Source organism: Agromyces sp. 3263, assembly GCF_031456545.1.
GTDB lineage: Bacteria > Actinomycetota > Actinomycetes > Actinomycetales > Microbacteriaceae > Agromyces.
The window spans coordinates 420,484-443,376 of sequence record NZ_JAVDUV010000001.1; the positions used below are offsets into that span (position 1 = coordinate 420,484).

Annotated in this window: 13 protein-coding genes and 1 riboswitch; of the genes, 8 read left to right on the top strand and 5 right to left on the bottom strand. The window is 70.5% G+C overall.

The genetic code is table 11. The features are described 5' to 3' along the window. Positions 1 to 213: 213 nt before the first annotated feature. Both J2X63_RS01915 and J2X63_RS01920 read right to left on the bottom strand, forming a co-directional pair. Positions 214 to 7,410, bottom strand: coding sequence for a DUF5979 domain-containing protein (locus tag J2X63_RS01915; protein ID WP_309973324.1), 7,197 nt, complete (start codon positions 7,408 to 7,410; stop codon positions 214 to 216). A gap of 252 nt (positions 7,411 to 7,662) precedes the next feature. After that, positions 7,663 to 10,077, bottom strand: a complete 2,415-nt coding sequence (locus J2X63_RS01920) for a hypothetical protein (protein WP_309973326.1) — start codon at positions 10,075 to 10,077, stop codon at positions 7,663 to 7,665. A 250-nt stretch (positions 10,078 to 10,327) separates the two neighbouring features. Between J2X63_RS01920 and J2X63_RS01925 the strand changes: the two genes are divergently transcribed. From J2X63_RS01925 to J2X63_RS01945, 5 genes are read left to right on the top strand one after another with little or no spacing between them, the layout of a single operon-like run. Next, the gene (locus J2X63_RS01925) at positions 10,328 to 11,542 is read left to right on the top strand and encodes a YihY/virulence factor BrkB family protein (protein WP_309973327.1); all 1,215 of its coding nucleotides are present in this window, start codon (positions 10,328 to 10,330) and stop codon (positions 11,540 to 11,542) included. Between the two features lie 9 nt (positions 11,543 to 11,551). After that, positions 11,552 to 12,391, top strand: a complete 840-nt coding sequence (locus tag J2X63_RS01930; RefSeq protein WP_309973330.1) for an exodeoxyribonuclease III — start codon at positions 11,552 to 11,554, stop codon at positions 12,389 to 12,391. A gap of 41 nt (positions 12,392 to 12,432) precedes the next feature. Next, positions 12,433 to 13,443, top strand: a complete 1,011-nt coding sequence (gene trpS / locus J2X63_RS01935) for a tryptophan--tRNA ligase (protein WP_309973332.1) — start codon at positions 12,433 to 12,435, stop codon at positions 13,441 to 13,443. Position 13,444: 1 nt separating this feature from the next. Beyond that, positions 13,445 to 14,023: a GNAT family N-acetyltransferase gene (locus J2X63_RS01940; RefSeq protein WP_309973335.1), complete on the top strand. Its 579-nt coding sequence runs from the start codon at positions 13,445 to 13,447 to the stop codon at positions 14,021 to 14,023. Further along, a complete protein-coding gene (locus tag J2X63_RS01945) occupies positions 14,020 to 14,793 on the top strand; it encodes an HAD family hydrolase (RefSeq protein WP_309973337.1) in 774 nt (257 codons plus the stop codon). The genes J2X63_RS01940 and J2X63_RS01945 overlap by 4 nt, the downstream gene beginning before the upstream one ends. 101 nt (positions 14,794 to 14,894) lie before the next feature. On the opposite strand, the gene glpK is transcribed toward J2X63_RS01945, so the two are convergent. The 3 genes from glpK to J2X63_RS01960 all read right to left on the bottom strand — a co-directional run bounded on the left by glpK (position 14,895) and on the right by J2X63_RS01960 (position 19,152). Beyond that, positions 14,895 to 16,409, bottom strand: coding sequence for a glycerol kinase GlpK (gene glpK / locus J2X63_RS01950; protein ID WP_309973339.1), 1,515 nt, complete (start codon positions 16,407 to 16,409; stop codon positions 14,895 to 14,897). Positions 16,410 to 16,469: 60 nt separating this feature from the next. After that, positions 16,470 to 17,231, bottom strand: coding sequence for an MIP/aquaporin family protein (locus J2X63_RS01955; protein WP_309973340.1), 762 nt, complete (start codon positions 17,229 to 17,231; stop codon positions 16,470 to 16,472). A gap of 166 nt (positions 17,232 to 17,397) precedes the next feature. Continuing rightward, a complete protein-coding gene (locus J2X63_RS01960) occupies positions 17,398 to 19,152 on the bottom strand; it encodes a glycerol-3-phosphate dehydrogenase/oxidase (protein WP_309973344.1) in 1,755 nt (584 codons plus the stop codon). A gap of 150 nt (positions 19,153 to 19,302) precedes the next feature. Here J2X63_RS01960 and J2X63_RS01965 point away from each other — a divergent pair, with 150 nt between their 5' ends. The 3 genes from J2X63_RS01965 (at position 19,303) to ribD (ending at position 22,890) form a co-directional block, all read left to right on the top strand. Beyond that, a complete protein-coding gene (locus J2X63_RS01965; protein WP_309973347.1) occupies positions 19,303 to 20,295 on the top strand; it encodes a sugar-binding domain-containing protein in 993 nt (330 codons plus the stop codon). A 78-nt stretch (positions 20,296 to 20,373) separates the two neighbouring features. Continuing rightward, a complete protein-coding gene (locus J2X63_RS01970) occupies positions 20,374 to 21,540 on the top strand; it encodes a hypothetical protein (protein WP_309973349.1) in 1,167 nt (388 codons plus the stop codon). A 74-nt stretch (positions 21,541 to 21,614) separates the two neighbouring features. Continuing rightward, positions 21,615 to 21,760: riboswitch (FMN riboswitch) on the top strand. An 89-nt stretch (positions 21,761 to 21,849) separates the two neighbouring features. Continuing rightward, a complete protein-coding gene (gene ribD, locus J2X63_RS01975) occupies positions 21,850 to 22,890 on the top strand; it encodes a bifunctional diaminohydroxyphosphoribosylaminopyrimidine deaminase/5-amino-6-(5-phosphoribosylamino)uracil reductase RibD (protein WP_309973351.1) in 1,041 nt (346 codons plus the stop codon). Positions 22,891 to 22,893: the final 3 nt, after the last annotated feature.

A 22,893-nucleotide genomic window follows, 5' to 3' on the forward strand; every position in this document is an offset into this window, starting at 1 on the left:
CAGGGTGCACTCGACACCAATACGGGGGACATGGTCCGCTTCGAAAACGCACGTGATCAGGCACTGCGAAATCGTGTCACCCGAAAACGGGGTATGTGCCCCGCGGCCCTCGCGTGGGATGACACGACGCCATGGGGGACATCCGCGCCGCGCCACGCACGCCGATGGGGCCGGCGCTCACGCGCCGGCCCCATCGGGTTCGTTCCCCCTGTCTCAGGCCTCCGTGCGCACCTCGCGACGGCGGCGGATGATCGTCAGGCCGACGAGCACCGCGCCCAGGAGGGCGAGGATCCCGCCGCCCCAGACGAACGGCGTGACGTCGAGTCCGGTCGAGGCGATCGCCGCCTGCTTCACGGGCACGTCGACGGTGTCGTCCGCGCAGGTGATGACCGGTTCTGCGTCGTCCGGGGCATCCGCGTCGTCCCAGCAGACCTCGCCGGTGTTCGAAATGGATGTCGCGTGGCTCGCGCCGTTCACGTGCACGCCGAGGGTGATCGGCGGCGCCGTCGTGAGGTTCGGCCCGAGCACGCCCAGGAGGTCGCAGTGGAGCACGCCTCCGTAGCCGGCGCTGTCCTTGCCCGTCACCTGGCAGTCCTCCCAGCGGGGGAAGGCGGGCGCCGGCGCCGTGTCGATCGAGTCGACGCGGAGGTCGGTCGGGATCGCGTCGAAGATCTCGACGGGCTCCGCTCCCCCGGTTCCCACCGAGGTGACCTTCAGCGTGTACTCGTAGTCGCCGCCCGGCGCCGTCGACGAGACGCTCGCCGTCTTCTCGATGTCGAGGTCGGGCGGACGCACGATCGCGCACGACGGCAGTGCCTGCGGGTAGGTGACGAGGACCGCTTGGCTCGGGTTGATCGAGAACGTCACCGTCGCCGGGTTCACCATGTCGCGCCAGGGGTACGTCGGCACGGTCTCATCGAGGATGAGGTCGACGAACCTCGTGCCCGGCGTCGGCGGCGTGATCAGGTCCTGCTCGGTGATCGGGCGCCATCCCGGGAACTGGTAGGGGATGCCGTTCGCGTCGACCGCGGCGCCCGGCCAGAGCAGCCGCCCACTGCGAGCGTCCCACGGGATCGTCTCGACCTTGGTCAGCGTGCCGTCGCCCGACGTCCAGGTCACGGTGATCGGGCCCGGCGCGACGCTGTCCGACACCTGGATGTCGTAGTACAGGTACGGCACGTCGTTCACGCAGCGCGGGTAGGCGCCGGAGTCGATGGCCTTCTGGGGCACGTCGACGTCATCGCAGTCGTTGGTCGAGATGAGGTCCGCCAACGCGCCTTCGGTCTCCGTGATCGCGACGCACGCGTCGTTCGGGATGTCACCGAGGTCGACGGGCTCCACCACGGGCGGCGGATCGTTCGGCCCGACGACGGGAGGCGTGCCGACCGGTGCGGGCTGGAGCATCGTGACCGGGATGTGCACCGTCACGACGTCACCCGGCGCGAACGGTCCGACGCCGTGGGCGGAGAACTGGTTCGCCTCGTTGATGTCGGTGGTCGCCGGGTCGTCGACGGGTGTCGTCTCGGTCCATCCGGCCGCGGGGTCGAAGGTCGCCGCACCCGTGATCGCGAACCTGGCGTCGATGGTGTCGGCGATGTCGAGCTCGGCGACCGGGAGCGTTCCGTTGTTCCGCACCGTGAGCACGTAGTCAAACTCGTCGCCGGCGTCGACCGCGGTCGCGCCCTCGGCCAGCTCGTACGCCTTCTCGAGGCTGACGTCGACCGATTCGGCTTCGTTCTCGACCGCACAGCTCGTCAGGTGACCGAGGGTGACCGTACCGACGTCATTCGTGTCCACCCTCGCGCCGCCGTCGACGCCGCACAGCCAGTCGCCGTTGAAGTAGTACGCGAGGAGCGGGTAGTCGGCCTTCGCCTGGGAGATCGCCTCGAGCAGCGAGTAGTCGCCCGTGGGCACCGTGAACACGAGGCCCGCGTCGCCCTTGACGAGCAGCTGCGTCGCCTTCGCGGCGTTGTCGCCGGTGAGGTTCCAGTCGCCCGGAGTGAGCACCGAGAGCGATCCCGGCGTCACCCCGCCGAGGTCGATCCGGCTGAGGATCGCCTCGAGTGCCGAGTTGTCGACCGTCTTCTGGAGCTGGATGCGTCCGACCGGGATCGTCGCGCAGTCGTCGACCGGGGTGACGATCGTGCCGTTGAGCAGCGTCGCCCCGTTGAAGAACCCGTGGCCGCTCGTCGAGGCGAGGCAGGTCACGTCGTCGAGGTCGGTGATGTCCACCACGTTCGCCACGACGACGATCGTGTAGGTGTGCACGTCGAGCGGAGCGATCACCTCGTCGTCGGCGAGCACCGTCTCGCTGTCGCCGTCCCACGCCGAGGTGTCGACGCCGGCGTCGTTGGTTGCCGCGGCGTCCTCGATCGTGACGCCGGCCGGGAAGCCGAGGTCGTCTTCGAGGTCGTAGTACAGGTCGAGGTGGTCGCTCTGACTCGTCACCACGACCTCGTAGACGACCTTCCAGTCGCCCCCGCCGAGGTTCTCGGGCGAACCCACGACGTCCTTCGTGACGGTCGTGCGTCCGGGCTCGTCGCAGTCGGTTGCGGCGAGCGGTTCACCCTCCCCGACGGTCAGGAACGCCGTGTTGCGGAATCCGCCCGGCTCGGTGTCGCCCGGCTGGCAGAGGTCCTGGCTGGTCTCGTAGACCTGCTCAGGCACGGTCGCGTTGATCGTGATGATGTACGTGTCGGTGCCGGATGCCGCGACCGACGCGTCCCGCGCCAGCACGAAGTTCGACGCCTCCGCGTCCCAGTTCGCGGCTTCATCCGACGGTCCGGTCGCCGACGAATCGTTGATCACGACGCCGACGCCGAAGTAGGGCTCGTCGTCGAGGTCGTAGACGAGCGGCGCGACCGGGCTCTGGTTGGTGACGGTCACCTCATAGACGAGGTCCCAGGTGCCGTCGGCGTCCTGCTCGATGGACGTGAGGTCCTTCGAGATCACGCCGGTCGGCGGCACGACGTCGTTGGTCACCTCGCAGGTGAGCGAGGCGCCCGGCGTCGCGACGAACTGGTTCCCCGTCGTCGCCGGGTCGTCGTCGGTGCAGACCACCGCGCCGCCAGACCAGCCCTCGGGCAGTTCGCCCTCGGCGACCGTGTAGACGGTGCCGATCGCGAGGTTCGTCCAGGTCACGCTGTCGGTCTCGTCGCCGGTTCCCGACACGGACTGCTCGGCCTGCGGCAGCACGCCGTCGGCCGGCGTGATCGTGAGCGGGAACTCCCAGTCGAATCCGACGGGGACGCCGGTGACGTGCTTGGTGACGGTGACGTCACCGGGCTGCGCCGTGTTGGTGACGGTGCAGCTGAGCGAGAGGCCCGGCGTCACGAGGAACTGGAATCCGGCGAGCGCCGCATCGGCGTCCTCGAGGTCGCCGCTGTTGCACATGACGTCGCCCTCGTTCCAGCCACCCACGTCGCCCTCGGAGAGCGTGTAGGTCTGGCCCACCACGAGGTCGTTCCAGCTCACGCTGGAGTCACCCTGCGTGACGTGCTGGGTCGCGTCCTGACCGGTGACCGCCGGCGAGATCGTGATCGCGAAGTCGAAGGGGTAGCCCTGCGGTACCCCTGCGACGATCTTGCGCACCGTCACGTCGCCCGTGTCCGGCACGTTCGTGTAGGTGCACGTGACGGTCTGGCCGGCCGCGAGGGTGATCGCCGCCGTGGCATCCGTGACCTCGACACCACCGCTCGGCGAGCACTCCAGGCCCTGGAGGTCCCAGTTCGCCGTCCCCGACTCGTGCACGGTGTAGGTCCCGGGCAGGAGCTGCCCGAAGACCTTCGCCGGGTCGCCGTCGGTCAGGGTGAAGTCGGTGGCGGGGTCGTCACCGTTGTCGAACGTGAACGGGAAGGCGACGGATGCACCGCCGGGAATCGAACCCACGCCCGGCACCACCTTGTCGATGATGATCGTCGACAGTTCGGTGTTCGAGTAGGTGCACGTGACCGTCTCGCCCGGATCGAGGTCGATGAGGCCCTTCAGCGCGTTCGCCTGGTCGATGGAGGAGCCGCCATCGGCTCCGCCCGTGCGCGATTCCACGCAGCCGACGAGGTGACCGACGTAGCTGTTCGTCAGCAGTTCGGTGACGCTATAGCTGCCGGCCACGACGGAGTCGTAGATCTTCGTACCGACACCACCGGCCGTGGCGATGTCGAAGGCGCCGACCGAGGGGTTGCCGCCCGAGGGCCAGGTGCCCGTGAACTGGAAGGTCCCGTCAGCACCGTCGATGTTCTTGACGATGATGATCTTGCCCTTGGCCGTGTTCGTGATGTCGCAGGCGAAGACATCGCCCGCCTGCACGGTGAAGCCGCTCTCGGTGACCGGCTGTGCGGCATCGCTGCCCGCGTGCTTCACGGTGCAGGTGAGCTCCCCCGCGACCCAGCCGCTCCCGGGGTTCTTCTCGGCCAGGGAGTAGGTCGTTCCGGGCACGAGGTCGGCGAACGTCGTCTCGGCCGACCCGCCGCCGGTGGGGGTCGTGATCATCTGCTCGACCGGGGCGCCCGCGGGGGCGAGCGGGGTGAGCACGAAGGTGAAGGTGCCGCCGGCACCGACCGAGGTCTTCGTGATCTTCGCGGAACCCGCTGTGGCCGTGTTCAACACGGTGCACGAGAGCGTGAAGCCCGGCGTGACGATGAACTGGTCTCCGGCCAGGTTCGGGTTCGAGTCGGGGCCGCACTCGACGGCGCCACCGGTCCAGCCCGCCCGGGGCTTCTCCGTGATCGTGTACTCGGTGCCGACGTCGAGGTGCTTCCACGTGACGCTGTCGCTCGTGTTGCCCGAGCCGCTCACCGTCTGCGTGGCACCGGGGGTCACCCCGACACTCGGCGAGATCGTGAGGTCGAACTCCCAGTCCGTGTCGGGCGCGACACCGGCCACCGTCTTCTCGACGGTCACCTCGCCGGGGGTGGCGACGTTCGTGATGTCGCAGGTCACGACGAGACCCGGGGTCACGGTGAACTGCCACTTCGCTCCGGGAAGGCTCTCGCCGACGTTGCAGGTGAAGCCCTGCGTCGTGTACCCGGCGACGGTCGGCTCGCTCAGCGTGTAGGTCTGGCCGACGATGAGGTCGGTCCACTTGGCGGTCGGGGTCTCGTCGGAGACGGTCTTCGGGTTCTGCTGGCCGCCGGGAACCGGGTCGATCCCGATCTGGAAGGCCCAGTCGTCGGCGCCGTCCACGTGCTTGGTGACGGTGACCTCGCCGCGCGTCGCGGTGTTGAGCACGGTGCAGGTGACCGTCTCGCCCGGGTCGAGCGTGATGGTGATCGGCGAATCCGTGGTGGGGTTCTCGTTGGTGCACGTCATGCTCGTGACATCCCACCCGGCGAGCGCCGCCTCGGTGAGGGTGTAGGTGCCGGGCTTGACCTGGTTGAATGCCTTCTCGCCGCCGTCCTTCAACGCGAAGCCGGGCTGGCCCGTGAGGGTGAAGTCGAAGGAGGTCGTCGCCCCGTCGGGGTTCGTCTCCTTCTTGACGATGATGTTGCCGCGCTGCGTGTTCGTGTAGGTGCAGGTGACGAGCTCACCCGGTTCGAGGTGGATGCTCGCCACGCCCGTCGCCACATCGCCCGTCGAGGCGACGCCCGTGGCGTCGTCGGTGCAGGTGAGGGCGGTGAGGTCGTACGCGGGTGCCGGCGTCGTCTCGGTCACCGTGTAGTCGCCCGCTGCGACGCTCGTGTAGTCCTTCGACCCGGTCTTCGCGTCTCCGGTCGTCGTGATCTGGAACGGACCCCCGGGGATCGTCGTCGTGAAGTCGAACGTGCCGTTCGCCCCCGCGACGTTCTTGATGATCCTGATCGCGCCGTCCTGCCGGTTGGTGAACGTGCACTCGGTGATCTGCCCGGCGACCGTGGTCACCACGGCGGTGCCGGTCGCGAGGGTGGTGGTGGCCGGGGTGGAGCAGGTGAGGTCGGTGAGATGCCAGGCGGGCGTGCCGGGCTCGGGGAACTCGTTGATCGTCACGGTCGATCCGGGCACGAAGTACGTCACCGCGGAGCTCTGTCCGCCGTCGACCTTCACCGGCGTGCCGTTGACGGCGAAGTCGAACGTGGTCGGGTCGCCCTGGGCGACCTTCGTGATCTTCACGCCCGAGGTGGAGTTGGTGATGACGCAGGTGGTGGTGGCCCCGACGAAGAGCTTGAAGGGCTGGTTCGTGTAGGTCTCGACCTGGTTGGTCGACGGGTTCGTCACCGTGCAGACGGTGGACTGGTGCACCCACGGCTGTCCGGCATCGACCGTCTCGGCGAGCTGGTAGTCGGTGCCGGCGAACACGTTGCCCCAGGTGTGGGTGTCCCCGACGCCGATCGGCGCGGCGATCGCGTTGTTGTTCCCCTGCGGAAGCACCGGACCGGTCAACGTGCTGTCGTGCACGATGCCACCGCCGGTACGGGTCACGGTGTAGTCGAAGACGTCCTCGGACGTGGCGTCCGCCGGGTTCGCGACCTTCTTCACGACGAGGCCGCCGCAGTTGGTGATGGTCAGCGGGTTGGACGACTTCAGGATGTCCTGCAGCGTCGCGGTGTCGCTGTTGCCCGTGCGGGTGATGAATCCGGCGTCGAGGAAGGTGCGACACGCGCCGTCGCTCGGCAGGAGGTTGGAGGCCGTCAGGTCGACCGCCATCTCGCCGAAGGTCGCGTCGTTGCCCGACGTGTTGGTGTCGGTGTTCTTCCCGACCGCGGCCTGGTAGACGATGGGCGTGCCGATCGGCTCCCAGCTGTTGCCGTCCCAGCTCAGCACGCGGATGGAGGTGTTCGGTGTTCCCGACGGGTCGTAGTTGAACTCGATGAGGTAGTCGTCGGCACGTCCCGCGGCCGGTCCCTCGAAGAGCTCGTACGAAGTCATGTCGCCGTTGCCCGACAGCCGAGTCCAGTACGCGTAGAAGATCGTGTGCGGGACCCCGCCGATCGTGACGACCTCGTACGCCGAGCCGCCGGTGCACGCGTCGCCCTTCGCGTTCGCGGAGTTGCTGATGAGGCCGGCCCACGGGTTGTCGTCGACCTTCGCACCGCCCGGGAAGACGCTCAGCGTCTCGGCGGCACCACAGGTACCGGGTGAGCCGAGCGTCGCGCCGCTGTCGGCCGTGCGCTGCGCGGCGATGATGCCGGTCGACGGACCCATGTTCGTCTGGTACGGCGGCTTCGGCGTGGACCCCACCACGCCCTGCCAGTCGTTCGCGCCTGCGGTGTTGCCGTCGATCTCGAAGCTCGTGACGAGGCCGTTCGTGAGCGTCGCGGCCTCCGCGGAGGACGCGGGCGCGAGCGCCACGGCGACCATCCCGCTCGTCGCGACCAGCGCGCCGACGACGAGGGTGCTGAGCAGGCGCCGCCTCGAGCGGCGGTGCAGGAGTCGCGCCATCCGGGAGTCGGGCAGGTCGTCGGTCGAACGGGCGTGCACACGCGTCTTCGCGCTCATCATCAGCCTTCGGGTTGATGGAGCAGCAAGCGACAGCCACTGCCCCTGGGCTGTACCGACCCGTCGGGTAGAACGGGCCCGAGTCCCGGGTAATAGGACTCAGTCGTCATCCTGTCAGTCGGGCACGGCCGGGGGCTGGTCCCAAAACGGGGGTGGTCGTCCGCTCCGCGGGCCGTCGGCTGAGCACAGCGGATGCCGCGACCGAGGCTCGGTCGCGGCATCCGCGTGCCCGTCATCACGGGCGCTGTGCGGTCACTCCGTCATGCGGCGGCGCGACCGTGCGGCAGCCAGTCCCACCCCGCCGGCGACGAGGAGTCCGAGCGCGGCGGCGAGGAATCCGCCCGTCTCGAAGCCCGTGCCCGGGAGTGCCGAGCTCGACGTCGAAGCCGGCACCACGGTGGGCGGCGTGTTCGACGGCGGCGCCGCGTTGCAGTTCGGCGTCGGCGGCGGGTAGACCGCGACCGCGTCGTTCGACGGGTTGATCCGGATCTCGACGACCGCCTCGGACCGGAGGTCGTAGAACGGCGCACTCGGGTCGAGGACCCAGGTGCCGTCGGCGAGGAGCGTCCATCCCGGCCAGTCGATCGGGTTGCCGGCGGCATCGACCTCGGCGCCGGGCCAGAGCTTCTGGTCGGAGATGGGCTGGCCGCTCATCCATCCGTCCGGGTACGCGATCGGGTCGACCTGGGAGGCGCCGTCGGCGAGGATCGCCGCGACGTCGCTCGCCGGGATCGACGGGTCACGGTCGGCGAATGCGTCGGGCGTCCACCAGATCAGCACGATCGGGTTGGCCGACGGGTCGTCAATGTTGTACGGCGTGATCGAGTAATCGAACAACGGGGTGTCGTTCACGCACTGCGCCGCGGCGGTGAGGCCGATCGACTTGACCGGTGTCGTCGCGTCGTCGCAGTTGTCGGACTCGTCGGCCTCGAAGCCGATCAGGGGACCGTCCCCGCTCATGCCCGGATCCTCGTACGGCTCACTGGCCACGCAGGCACGGTTCACGAGGTCGGGGATCGGGCCGGTGCCGGGCTGCGCGAGCTCGCCCACGGTCACATCGAACGTGATCATGATGACGTCGCCCGGTTCGATGTATCCGTCGTGCTGGACGGTCATGACTCCGTCCACCACCTCGACCGGACCCCACTCGGCCGGGTTCGGTGAGATGACCGCGGAGCCCTCGACGTAGGTGACGCCGTCGGGCAGCTCGTCGGTGACGAGGCTGTGGAATGCCGCGACCTGGCCCTCGTTGGTGATCGTCAGCGTGTAGGTGATCACGTCGCCCTCACCCGAGTCGACCGGCTGGTCGCCATCGGTCGCGGCGTCCTTCACCAGCACGAGGTTCACGTCGCCCACCGGGTGGTCGACCACGCACGGGTCGTCCTCCTCGAGCACGGGGCACTCGCCGTCGCCGGTCGGCGCGACCACGTTGTGGAGGAGCTCGCCCGTTGCGTCGGCGTCGACGGTGACCGAGTAACTGACGGTGGCCACGTCGCCGGGCTGGAGGTCGGGGATGTCCCACGTCAGCACGCCATCGACGGGGCCGCTGAGTCCGCTGGCCAGCGGGAGCTGGAGCGTCGCGTTGTCGAGGACGTCGGAGACGTCATCGAGCGCCACCGCGTCGGTGACCGGCACCTCGGACGTGTTCGTCGCGGTCAGCGTGTACGTCACCGTGGATCCGGCCGGCACGGTGGCGCCGTCAACGGGGTCCGAACTCTTCTCCAGCTCCCAGAACGGCAGCGGGCAGGCCTCGAGCGTGATGGTCCTCATGAGGTCGGTCTCGGGGTCGGCGCCGACACGGTGGAGCACCACGTCGTAGTCGCCCGGCGGGAGCGGGTTGAAGGTGCCGCTCAGCGTTCCGCTCGCGGCTTCGAACGAGACCGTGCCGACGACCTCGGTGGTGCCGGCGACGTACACGGTCAGCTCGTAGTCGAACGAGATCGCGAGGTCGGACAGGTCGTACTCGATGGTGCGCCCCTCGGTGACCACGGCCGGGCACGGCGCGACCGAGAGCACCACGCCGACCGGCGGCAGGTTGCAGTCGTTCTCGAAGATCGGCAGGAGATCGAGGTTCAGGCCCGGGAAGTGGTGCTGCCCGCCGTCCTTGTCGAAGTAGTCGAACTCGGGGATGATGTCGCCGAAGTCCTGGTGCATCGAGTGCGCGTGGTTCGCGTCGTACTCGTCGTTCGGGTCGCCGTTGGGGTCGATGATGGAGCGCACGCTCGGGCTGATGAACACGTACGGGTTCGTCGCGCTCGCCGTCGCGTGGCAGATGTCCACGTGGTCGTTCCACTCGGGGATGGTCGTCACGGGCGGTCCCCCGGCGTCGGCGGGTGCGACCCGGGCGGCGGCCTGTTGGGCGGTCGCATCGGAGAGCGTCGCCTCCGGTTCGGACCCGACCGCGGGCGCCGCCGCCGGATCCGGTTCGGGTGGCGGCGGCGACTCCTCCACCGCGGCGAGCGGTGCCTCCGCCTCGACGACGGGGTCGGGCGCCGGCGCCGGCTCCGCGGCCGGCTCGGCCACGGGCTCCGTCGCGACGGTCGCCTCGGTCCCGACTGGATCCGCCGGGATCTCCTCGGCGGCCGCCACAGTCGGGGCGCCGAAGATCACGAGTGCGCCGACGACGGCGCCGGCGAGGATGGTGCGAATGCCTCCACGCGCCCGCATTCCGGAGGAATGGCGCGCGTGACGGGTCTGCATGATCGGGTACATGACAGCTCCAGGGATACGGGTTCAGAGCCGGCTCGGGTAAGGGGCTCAGGACCGCCAGTCTGCGCTCGTCACCGGTGCCATTCCAAGGATTTCTCGTATTTGTCCCCCGAAGACGGGGGGCGGCCCGAGGCGTGCGCCATGAGCTTCGGCGGTCCCTGCCGAGCCGCTTTCCGCCGCCCGGTCGACCCGTCGCTAGTGTGGAGCCGTGAGCGAGCGCACCCCGATCGACGATGATCCGCTGGGGACCGCGGCGCCGCATCCCGTGTCGCGGAACGAGGCCTTCAAGGAGCGCTTCGAAGAGCCGATCAGCCGGGTCAGCGACCTGACGCATCGCACTATGGCGCTGTTCCCGGTGCGAGTGTGGCGCCACTTCCTCGCCCGCAACGGCTTCCTGCTCTCGTCGGGCATGAGCTACCAAGCGCTCTTCGCCATCTTCGCGGCCGTCTACGTCGTGTTCGCGGTCGCCGGCATCTGGCTCACCGCGGACTCGCAGACGCTCAACGCGTTCATCGCGCTCCTCAACTCGTATGCGCCGGGCCTCATCGGCGACGACGGCATCATCTCGACCGACGACCTGTACACCATCGCCACGACGAGCACGAGCCTCTTCGGCTGGACGGGCGCCGTCGCCCTGGCCGGCCTGATCTGGACCGCGATCGGGTGGATCACCTACTCGCGGATCGCCGTGCGCAGCATCTTCCTCCTGCCCAAGGACACCCGCGCCTATGTGCTGCTGAAGACGCGCGACTTCATCGTCGGGCTCCTGTTCGGCACGATCCTCCTCCTCGCCACCGTGCTCACCGTGGCCACCACCTCGCTCTGGACCTGGCTGGTCGCCCTGCTCCACCTGTCACCCGACTCGGTGTGGTCGAACCTCCTGTTCCAGGCCGGATCGATGCTGGTCGTCTTCGTGATCGACGCCGCCGCGCTGGCGGTGCTGTTCCGCTTCCTGTCGGGCGCCGCGATGCCCTGGCGTCGGATGTGGGTCGGGTCCCTGCTCGGCTCGGCGGCACTGACGGTGCTGCAGCTGCTCGGTGGACTGGTGATCACCGGCGCAGGGAAGAACCCGCTGCTCGCGACCTTCGCGGTGTTCATCGCGCTGCTGCTCTGGTTCCGCCTGACCGGCATCGTGATCCTCGTGGCGGCCAGCTGGATCGCGGTGGAGGCCTTCGATCACAACGAGACGCTTCGCCGGGTCACGCCCGAGCAGCTCGTGGAGGAGGAACGCGCCCGCGAGCAGGAGGCGCTGCTCACGGCGGCGCGGGTGCGGGTCAGGGAGGCCAGGGCCGACCTCGAGCGGGCCGGCTGGTTCGAGCGGATCTCCGCTCGGCGGCGACTCTCGCGGGCTGAGGGCGAGCTCGCCCGGCTCGAGGCGGCCGCCGCCTCACCGGCACCCGACGAGGTCGGAGGGCTCCCGTAGGATCGAGGCATGCCCTCAGCGAAACCGCTCCGCGTCGCCAGCGTCAACGTCAACGGGGTCAGGGCGGCATTCCGCCGGGGCATGGGCGAGTGGCTCGACGGCCGTGGCGTCGACATCCTCGCGATGCAGGAGGTGCGGGCGTCCACCGAAGACCTCCAGGCGCTGCTCGGCGACGACTGGGACATCCTGCACGACCCCGCCACGGCGAAGGGGCGCGCCGGCGTCGCGATCGCGAGCCGCAACCGCGCGAGCATCCACCGCGTGGAGCTCGGCGCGCCCGACTTCGACAGCGCCGGGCGCTGGCTCGAGGCCGACTACGAGGTCGGCGACCGCATCATCACCGTCGTCAGCGCCTACGTCCACTCGGGCGAGGCCGAGACCGCGAAGCAGGTGGAGAAGTACCGCTTCCTCGACGCCATGGAGGCGCGCCTCCCCGAGCTCGCGTCGCACTCCGAGCTCGCGCTCGTCGTGGGCGACCTGAACGTCGGACACCGCACGCTCGACATCCGCAACTGGAAGGGCAACGTCAAGCGGGCCGGCTTCCTCCCCGAGGAGCGGGCCTACTTCGATCGCTTCGTCGGCGCGGAGGGCGACGACGACTACAACCGCGGCGGCGGCCTCGGCTGGATCGACGTCGGCCGACGCTTCGCCGGCGAGGTCGACGGGCCCTATTCCTGGTGGTCGTTCCGCGGAAAGGCCTTCGACAACGACACCGGCTGGCGCATCGACTACCAGCTGGCCACGGCCCCACTCGCCGATCTCGCCCTCTCGTACGGCATCGACCGCGCGGCGACGTACGACGCACGGTTCTCCGATCACTCGCCGGTCGTCGTCGACTACGACCTCTGACCCGCGCACCCACGACTCCACTCGACAAGGATCCGCACCGCATGACCGCCTCCCGTCCCGTCGTCTTCTCCGGCATGCAGCCGTCCAGCGACTCCCTGCACCTCGGCAACTACCTGGGTGCACTCGTCAACTGGGTCGCCCTGCAAGACGAGTACGACCCCATCTACTGCGTGGTCGACCTGCACGCGATCACCGTGCAGCAAGATCCCGCGGCGCTCCACGCCAACGTGCGCCGCACGGCCGCGCAATACCTGGCGGCCGGGGTCGACCTCGACCGTTCGACGCTCTTCATCCAGTCGCATGTGCCCGCCCACGCCGAGCTGGCGTGGGTGCTCGGCACCCTCACGGGCTTCGGCGAGGCGAGCCGCATGACGCAGTTCAAGGACAAGTCGGCCAAGCAGGGGGCGGATGCCACGACGGTCGGCCTCTTCACCTACCCGGTGCTCATGGCGGCCGACATCCTGCTCTACGGCACCCAGCTCGTGCCCGTCGGCGATGACCAGCGCCAGCACCTCGAGCTGACGCGCGATCTCGCGGGTCGCTTCAACTCGCGTTTCGGCGAGACGTTCGTCGTGCCCGAGGCCCTCATCCCGAAGGAGTCCGCCCGCATCTACGACCTGCAGGAGCCGACGGCGAAGATGTCGAAGTCCGCCGCCTCGGAGTCGGGTCTCGTGAAGCTCATGGACGATCCCGCGGTCACCGCGAAGAAGTTCCGGAGCGCGGTCACCGACACCGGTCGCGAGGTGCGTTACGACCCGGCCGAGAAGCCGGGCATCTCGAACCTGCTCGACATCCTGGCCGCGATCACGCGGCGCCCCATCACCGAGCTCGAGTCCGAGTACGAGGGCCGCGGCTACGGAGACTTCAAGAAGGACGTCGCCGACGCGGTGGTCGACCGCCTGGCGCCCATCCGGGCACGCACGCTCGAACTGCTCGAAGACCCGGCCGAGCTCGATCGGTTGCTCGCGATCGGAGCGGAACGGGCGGGCGAGCGGGCCGAGCGCATGCTCGCCGCGGCGTACGACCGCGTCGGCTTCACCCGCCGGGCGTAGCGTGCGACCGGTCACCCTGCGCACGGCGCGGCTCACCCTCGACGAGCCCCGCCTCGCCGATGCCGAGCTCGTGACCGAGTACTGCCAGGATCCGTTGTTCGAGCGGTACCTCACGACGCCGTGGCCCTACACCAGGGCTGACGCCGACGCATTCCTCGGATCGTATGTGCCCGAGTCGTGGGCGAGCGGCCGGGAGCTGACCTGGGCGATCCGGGGCGCCGACGGCGGGCCCGTGATGGGCATGATCAGCGTGCGCGAGGCGCAGCACGAGCTCGGCTTCTGGCTCGGCGCCGCACACCGCGGGAGCGGCCTCATGAGCGAGGCCGCCACGGCCGTCACGGAGTGGGTCCTGGCCGGCGGCATCCGCGGCGCCACCTCGTTGATGTGGCGCGCGGTCGAGGGGAACACCGCCTCCGCGAGGGTGGCGCGTGCCGCGGGATTCCGGCGCATAGAGCCGGCCGCGCCGACGGTGCCGACACGCGACGGCGGCACGTTGCCCGCGTGGCACGCGGTGCGCACGGAGCCCGTCGATCCGCGGGTCGACGAGAGCTGGCGCCCGATCCTCGGCGGCGATCGATGACCTCGCCGGCGGCCGGCCCGGCGGCGACCCCGGTCGTGCTCTTCGACCTCGACGACACGCTCATGGCCCATCGCGAGGCGGTCGCGACCGGCATCGCCCGTCACATGCGCGCACGTGCATATCAGGGCGACACGCGAGCAGCCGCGCAGCGCTGGCACCAGCTGGAGGAGCAGCACTACACCTCCTATCTCGAGGGCTCCCTGACGTACGAGGGCCAGCGCCGCGCCCGAGCCGCCGCGTTCGCGGAGGCATTCGGCGAGCACCTCGACGAGGCCGCGGCCACCGCCTGGTTCGGGGAGTACGTCCGGCACTACCGCGACGCATGGACCCTGCACGACGACGCCCTGCCCGCGCTCGACGCGATCGCCGCGGCGCTGCCGAGCGTGCGCTACGGCATCATCACGAACGGCGAGCTCGCATTCCAGACCTCGAAGGTCGAGCGGCTGGCGCTGCAGGCGCGCATGGAGCACGTCGTCGCCTCGGGCGACGTGGGGGTCGCCAAGCCCGATGCCCGCATCTTCCACGAGGCGCTCCGGCGATTCAGCGGCGCGGCGCCGGTCTCGGCCGGCGCATACGTCGGGGACCGCCTGCGCACCGACGCCATCGGCGCCGCCCGTGCCGGGCTCCTCGGCGTCTGGCTCGATCGCCACGGCGTCGAACCGGTCGCCGCCGATGCTGCCGAGGCCGACGAGGTGGGCGTGGTGCGCATCCGAGGGCTCGACGAACTCCCGGCACTGCTCGCGCAGCGCCTCGGCCGGCCGAACGCATAGGGCGCAGCACCTCCGCGCGAGCGCACGGTCCTGGAACGTGGAACGGGCCGGACGCACCCCCATGCGTCCGACCCGTCGTCCCACCGTACCTGCGGTGGGGGCTATGCGACGTCCTCGTCGACCCAGTCGAGGGTCTTCGTGACGGCCTTCTTCCAGTTGCGATCGAGCCGCTGCCGCTCCGCCTCGTCCATTGCCGGCGTCCAGCGGCGGTCCTCCTGCCAGTTGGCACGCAGCTCGTCGAGGCCCGACCAGAACCCCACCGCGAGGCCCGCCGCGTACGCGGCACCGAGGGCGGTCGTCTCGGCGACGACAGGTCGCACCACGGGAACCCCGAGGATGTCCGCCTGGAACTGGAGCAGCGTGTCGTTGGCGGTCGCGCCGCCGTCGACCCGCAGTTCGCTGAGGTCGATGCCCGCGTCGGCGTTGACGGCCTCGACGACGTCGCGGGTCTGGAACGCGATCGCCTCGAGCGCGGCCCGCGCGAGGTGGCCCTTGTTCACGTAGCGGGTGAGCCCGACGAGCGCGCCGCGCGCATCCGGTCGCCAGTACGGCGCGAACAGCCCGGAGAACGCGGGCACGAAGTACGCGCCGCCGTTGTCCTCCACGGTCGCAGCCAGCGCCTCGACCTCCGACGCCGACGAGATGAGGCCGAGGTTGTCGCGCAGCCACTGGATCAGCGAGCCGGTCACGGCGATCGAGCCCTCGAGCGCGTAGTGCACGGGTGCGTCGCCGAGCTTGTAGCCGACGGTCGTCAGCAGGCCGTTCTTCGAGTGGACGATCTCCTCGCCCGTGTTGAAGATGAGGAAGTTGCCGGTGCCGTAGGTGTTCTTCGCCTCGCCCGCGTCGAAGGCCGCCTGGCCGAAGGTGGCCGCCTGCTGGTCGCCGAGGATGCCGGCGATCGGGGTCTCCCGCAGGAGGGAGTGCTCGTTCGCGACGCCGTAGACCTCCGACGACGACTTGATCTCGGGCAGCATCGAGCGCGGCACGCCGAACGCGGCGAGGATCTCGTCGTCCCACTGGAGCGTCTCGAGGTCCATGAACATCGTGCGGCTCGCGTTCGTGACATCCGTCGCGTGCACGCCCCCGTCGACGCCTCCCGTGAGGTTCCACAGCACCCAGGTGTCGGTGGTGCCGAAGAGCAGGTCGCCGGCCTCGGCCTTCTCGCGGGCGCCGGGCACGTTCTCGAGGATCCACACGATCTTCGTGCCCGAGAAGTACGTGGCGAGCGGCAGGCCGACCCTGGCCTTGAACCGCTCGACTCCGCCGTCCGCGGCGAGGCGGTCGACGATCGACTGGGTCCGGGTGTCCTGCCACACGATGGCGTTGTAGACCGGCTCGCCGGTGGTGCGATCCCAGACCACCGCGGTCTCGCGCTGGTTGGTGATCCCCACGGCGGCGATGTCGTGGCGGGTCAGGTTCGCCTTGCCCAGCGCCTGTCCGATGACCTCACCGGTGTTGCGCCAGATCTCCAGCGGGTCGTGCTCGACCCACCCTGCCCTGGGGAAGATCTGCTCGTGCTCGAGCTGCCCGGTCGAGACGATCGACCCGGCCTTGTCGAAGATGATCGCGCGCGACGAGGTGGTGCCCTGGTCGATCGCGAGGATGTAGTCGGCCATCTGAGAAACTCCGTTGCTTCAGTGAATGGGTGGGATGAGGGTGTGAGCGGATACCCCGGCTCAGCCGAGGATCGGCAGGAGCGGGATCGCGGCGAGACCGGCGAGCACGCCGCCGATGATCGGTCCGACGACCGGGACCCACGAGTACGACCAGTCGCTGCCGCCCTTGCCCGGGATGGGCAGGATGGCGTGGACGATGCGGGGCCCGAGGTCGCGGGCGGGGTTGATCGCGTACCCGGTGGGGCCGCCGAGCGAGGCGCCGATGCCGATCACGAGGAGCGCCACGGGCAGGGCGCCGAGCGCGGCAAGGCCGCCGTCGCCCTGGCGTCCGCCGCCGAAGCCGATGACGACGAAGACGAGCACGAACGTGCCGATGATCTCGGTGACGAGGTTCCAGCCGTAGGAGCGGATGGCGGGACCGGTCGAGAAGACCCCGAGGGTGTTCGCGGCATCCGGTTCGGCGTCGAAGTGCTGCTTGTACGCGAGCCAGCAGAGCACGGCGCCGATCATGGCGCCGAGCATCTGCGCCGAGATGTACGTGAGCACCGACAGGACGCTCACCGGCACGCCCATGCCGAACTCGGTGGCGCCGTTGGCGACGAGGCCCAGAGTGACGGCGGGGTTCAGCTGTGCTCCCGACGCGTACGAGACCGTGACGCCAGCGAAGACCGCGAGGCCCCAGCCGAAGTTCACCATGAGGAACCCGCCATTGTTGCCCTTGGTGCGTACGAGTGCGACGTTGGCGACGACGCCGCAGCCCAGCAGCACGAGCAGTGCGGTTCCGACGAGTTCCGACAGGAACACGATTCCGAGATTGTCCACGTTGACCTTTCTTCTCTGCGTGACGAGGGCGCCGCTCGGCGGCCTCGTGTGGTGTCCGGGGCGATCGGCCCCGACGTAACGTACCGATCGGCCGGGGCGCCGCGGGGCGGTTTCGCCTGCACATGCGTGCAGATCTCACCGCCCCGGCGGCGGGGGCCCGGCCAGGTCAGGCGGCGGAGGCGACCTCGTCGAGGCGCACGCCGTGGCGCTCGGAGAGCAGCCGGCCGGTCGCCTCGACCTCCTCCGTGCGGCGGGCCGCATCCCAGCCGAGGACGTCCGCGGCGAGGTCGGCCAGTTCCTCGAGGAGCGGCGCCGAGAGAGCGCCGGTGAAGGCGATGCTCGTGCGGCGGAGCACGAGGTCGGGCAGGTGCACGACGCGCTCGTTGCGCAGCAGCCACGCGATCTCTCCGCGGGTGTACGACGCGTGGTGCGCGAGCGGGCGGTCGCCCTGGCCGGCGGTCTCCGCGAGGAGCAGCTCGGCACGGGTGCCGTAGCGCTCGAGCAGCTCATCCGCGCGGACACGGCCCACCTCGTCGCCGTGCGAGGCGAGCCAGACCTGTCGGGCATCGTCGGTGGCGGGGTAGCCCGCTCCCCCGCCGATGGCCAGACCGCGCGTCGAACGCGTCCGCTCACGCCCGAGAAGGTCCAGGACCTCGTTCGAGAGGTGCTCGGCCAGCGCCCGGAAGGTGGTCCACTTGCCCCCGACCAGCGACAGCACGGTCGTGTCCGGCCGCGCTGCGGCATCCGACCGCTCGATGCGGTAGTCCCGGCTGACGAAGCCGGGCTGCGTCTCGTCGTGGCGGGGCAGCGGACGCACCCCCGAGAAGCGGTAGACGATCTGCGAGCGGTCGACGTGGACGTCTGGGAAAACGTGCGCGACGAGCTCGAAGAAGTAGTCGACCTCCTCCTCGGTGCACACGGCGGGCTCGCGCAGGTCGTGCTCGAGGTCGGTGGTGCCGACCATGACGCGCCCCTTCAGCGGGTAGATCAGCACGATGCGACCGTCCTCGTGCTCGAAGAAGATCTCGCGTCCGCCCGTCGCCGCGAGCAGTTCGTCGTTGTCGAGCACGATGTGCGAGCCCTTGGTGCCGCCCATGAACGCCGTCCGGCGGCCGAGGTCGCCGTTCGTCAGGTCGGTCCAGGGCCCGGAGGTGTTGACCACCACGTCGGCGGCGATCGCGAACTCCACGCCCGTGAGGCCGTCGCGCACCCGCACGCCGTCGGCGTCGAGCCCGACGGCGGCGAGGTGGTTCGCGGCTCGGGCGTGCGGGCCGGCAGCGAGGCCGTCGAAGAGCACGTCGAGCGCGAGGCGCTCGGGGTCGTGCATGCTCGCGTCGTAGTACGTGGCGGTGTACTTCACGCCGGGGTTCAGCGCGGGCAGCTCGGCGAGCGACCGACGACGTCCGTGGAAGCGGTGCCTGGGCACGGCGCCGCCGTCGCGGGAGAAGGCGTCGTAGATGGTGAGGCCCGTCTTGATGAGGGCGGCCCCGCGCTCGGTGGGCTTGCCCTGCCGATGCGTGAGGAAGCGCAGCGGCGCCGACAGGATGCCCGAGAAGGTGGAGAAGATCGGCACGGTCGTCTCGAGCGGCTTCACGTAGTGGGGCGCGATGCGGATGAGCCCGTTGCGCTCCTCGACCGACTCCTGCACGAGCCGGAACTCGCCGTTCTCGAGGTACCGGATGCCGCCGTGGATCATGTGCGACGACGCCGACGACGCGCCCGAGACGAAGTCGTCGCGCTCGACGAGCACGACGTCGACGCCCTGGAGTGCCAGGTCGCGGAACGTCGCGATGCCGTTGATGCCGCCGCCGATGATGAGCACGTCGGCGGACGGGCGGGCGCGGAGCGCCGCGACATCCGTGCGCGTGCCGTCGATTCGGCCGGGCTCGTGCGGCTGCGGGGTCGTGGGATGCGGAGACATCGCTGTCCTCTCGATGCGGGTGCGGGTGCAGTGGTGCGAGTGGTGCTCGACCGCGTCGGCTTGCGTCGATCGGCCGGGTGTGGATGAATACATCGTGAGCACGAGCGCACGCTGTTGCAAGCCGTGTGAACATATGTGCAAGGGGACCGGATGAGCGAGAACGAGCCGCGAGCGACCGTCGAGGGCGGCGACTCCGTGAACGGCAAGACCAGGGACGCACTGCGCGCGGCGCACCTCTACTACATGCAGGACCTCACGATGGACGCCATCGCGCACGAACTGCACACCTCGCGTTCCTCCGTCTCGCGCCTGCTGAGCCACGCGCGGGCCAGCGGACTGGTCGAGATCTCGATCCACTCGCCGCTCGACCTGCCGAGCCGGATCGAGCAGGAGATCCTCGCGCGGCACGAGGTGCGCGCGCACGTCATCCCGGTGCCCGACCACGCCAGCGACGTGGACCGGCTCGATCGCGTCGCGCTCTCGGCTGCACGGATTCTCGGCCAGTACGTCGACTCCAACCAGGCCATCGGCGTCGCCTGGGGCTCGACCATGACCGCCATGAGCCGGCACCTCGTGCCCAAGGCCACCCACAACACCGAGATCGTGCAGCTGAACGGCGCCGGCAACGTGCGCACGACCGGCATCCTCTACGCGAGCGAGCTCCTCCGCCGCTTCGGCGACGCCTTCGGCGCGCGCGTGCAGCAGTTCCCCGTGCCGGCCTTCTTTGACGACCCCGCCACGAAGCGGGCGTTCTGGAAGGAGCGCAGCACGCGGCGGCTCCTCGACCTCCAGGGGCGCCTCGACGTCGCGATCTTCGGCGTCGGGTCGCCGTTCGCCGAGGTGCCGAGCCATGTCTACCAGGGCGGCTACCTCGAGCGGGCCGACTACGAGGGGCTCAGTCGCGAGGGCGCCGTGGGGGACGTCGCCACGGTCTTCTACCGCGCCGACGGCACGAGTGAGGGCATCGCCCTGAACGAACGCGCGACCGGACCCGACTTCGCCGTGCTCCGGCGTTCGCCCCGGCGGATCTGCGTCGTCTCGGGACGGGCGAAGCTCCCGAGCCTGCGCGGTGCGCTCGCGGCCGGTCTCATCACCGACCTCATCGTCGACGAGGGCACCGCCCGGGCGCTCGTCGAGGCGTGACGAGATCGTGACCCCCACGCCACGGCCGCCGGGTTAGCGTATGGATGCCGCAACGAGCGGCATGGCGGGAGGAGCGGCGTGGAGGCAGGCGACCACCCGACGCCGCACCGGTCCGACCCGACGGCGCACCGGTCCCGACCGCCCGTGGCCGCCATCGTGGCCGGCACGGCCGTCGCGCTCGCGCTCGGCGTCCTCGGACATCAGTGGATCTCGACCACCGCCTACGAGCAGGTCTGGACCGCCCTCGCCTCGACCGAGGCCGAGCTGACCGAGACGATCGACGACTACGAGGCCGGGCTGGATCGCTCCGGCGCCGTCGCCGCCCGGGCCGAGGCGCTCCGCACGGTCGTCGGCGGCGACCTCGTCTCCCCCGACCTCGTCGAGGCCCTGGGCGCCGAGACCGATCAGCTGACCGCGTCCCTCGACACGGCGCCCGCCGCGAGCGGCCCCCTCACCGGCCTCTTCGACGAACCGACGGAGTTCTCACCGGCCTGGGAGCGCTACGCCGATCTCGTCGCGATGGCCGAGTCGCTTCCCGAGCGCTCCGAGGCGCTCGAGACCTTCCAGCAGGCGGAAGCCGAGGTGCGACGGGCCCGCGAGACGGTCGCCGAGCGCGTCGACGCGGTGTTCGCGAATGCCAGGGAACGAGCCGACGCGGAGATCGCATCGCACCCCCTCGCCACGTACCGCACGGTGCTGGACGTGCGGCACCTCATCGACGGCAGCGGCGTCGACGGCCAGTCGAACAGCGCGACCGGGTTCATGCAGCTGGTCGACGCGGTCACCGCGCTGCGCGCGTCGCAGGCCGCCGTCGAGGCGGCGCGCGCCGAGCATCCGCGCCGCGCGGAGATCGAGGACTTCGCCCGATCCATCTCGCAGGGCGTCACGCTCGACTTCGAGTGGGCGTACGAGGTGGCGGGCGTGCCGAGCGACGGCTGGTACGCCGGCACGGCGGAGTTCTGGCCCGAGGACGGCGGCTGGGGTCACCTCACCCTGACGTACAGCATCGACGACAGCTGGGACGACCGGAACGCCGAGGCGGTGGTCGTGCACGAGGTCGGCCACACGCAGGCGATCCGCCCGTCGTGCGCCCCCATCTTCGAGGGCGCCGAGTTCCGGCGCGACCATGAGATGTGGGCGACCGCGTGGGCGATCGGCATGGGCTACGACCTCCCCGGGGCCGGCATCGAGGCCTACGGGCGACCCACCGACGCGCAGATCGCCGCCGCCGCGCAGTGCCGCTGAGCGAGGTGCGCCGTGCGGCGCCGGATGACGGGAATAGCCGGGCCGCGCACGCGTTGACCTAGAATCGACACGACAAACGTGCTCCGGGGTCGGTGGAAATCCGAGCCGGCGGTGACAGTCCGCGAGCTGCGAGTGCGAGGCCGAGAGGCCCCGCACGAGCGGTTGAACCGGTGGAATTCCGGTACCGACGGTGAAAGTCCGGATGGGAGGCGGCACGTGTCGGCTGTGCTGTGCGCAGCCGATGGAGGCGGTGGTCGACACCGCGGCATCGCCGATGCATCCCCCGGAGCCCTCACGACAGGACACGGGATGACGACGGGTGAGCACACGATGGCGGATGCCGCAGCGATGCGCCGCGCCCTCGAGCTCGCCGTACGCGGCCCGGCCCGGGGCGTCAACCCGCGCGTCGGCTGCGTCATCCTCTCGCCGCACGGCGACGTGCTCGCCGAGGGCTGGCATCGGGGCGCGGGCACCGCGCACGCCGAGGTCGACGCCCTCGCCAAGCTGGCCCCCGGCGCGGCCGAGGGCGCGACCGCCGTCGTCACGCTCGAGCCGTGCAACCACACGGGTCGCACCGGCCCCTGCGCGGTCGCCCTCATCGACGCCGGCATCGGCCGCGTCGTCTACGCGGTCGCCGATCCCGGCGAGCACTCCGCCGGCGGCGCCGAGCGCCTCCGCGAGGCGGGCGTGGCGGTCGAGGCCGGGGTTCTCGGTGCCGAGGTCGAGGCGATGCTCGACGACTGGCTCTTCGCGGCGCGGCACCACCGCCCGCGCGTGACGGTGAAGTGGGCGTCGAGCCTCGACGGCCGCGCCGCGGCATCCGACGGCTCCAGCCAGTGGATCACCGGACCGGCCGCGCGCGCCGACGTGCACCGTCGCCGTGCGGCCGCCGACGCGATCGCCGTGGGCACCGGCACCGTGCTCGCCGACGATCCGGCGCTCACCGCGCGCGACGCCGGCGGCGGGCTCGTCGACGAGCAGCCCGTTCCCGTGGTCTTCGGGCGACGCCCGGTGCCTGCCGGCGCGGCCGTGACGCGGCATCCGCACGCCGCCGTCCTTCTCGAGGGCGCCGACCTGGCCGCCGACCTGCACGAGCTGCAGCGCCGCGGCATCCGCTCGCTGTTCGTCGAGGGCGGGCCCACGTTGGCGAGCGCGTTCCTCGCCGCGGGCCTCGCCGACGAGGTGCTCGTCTACCTCGCGCCCGCGCTGCTCGGCGGACCCCGCCTCGCGGTCGGCGACCTCGGCATCTCCACCATCACCGGCGCCCGGCGCCTCGACTTCGCCGCCGTCGAGCGGCTCGGCGACGACCTCCTCGTCGTCGCCCACCCCAGACCGACCGAAGGGAACTGACGA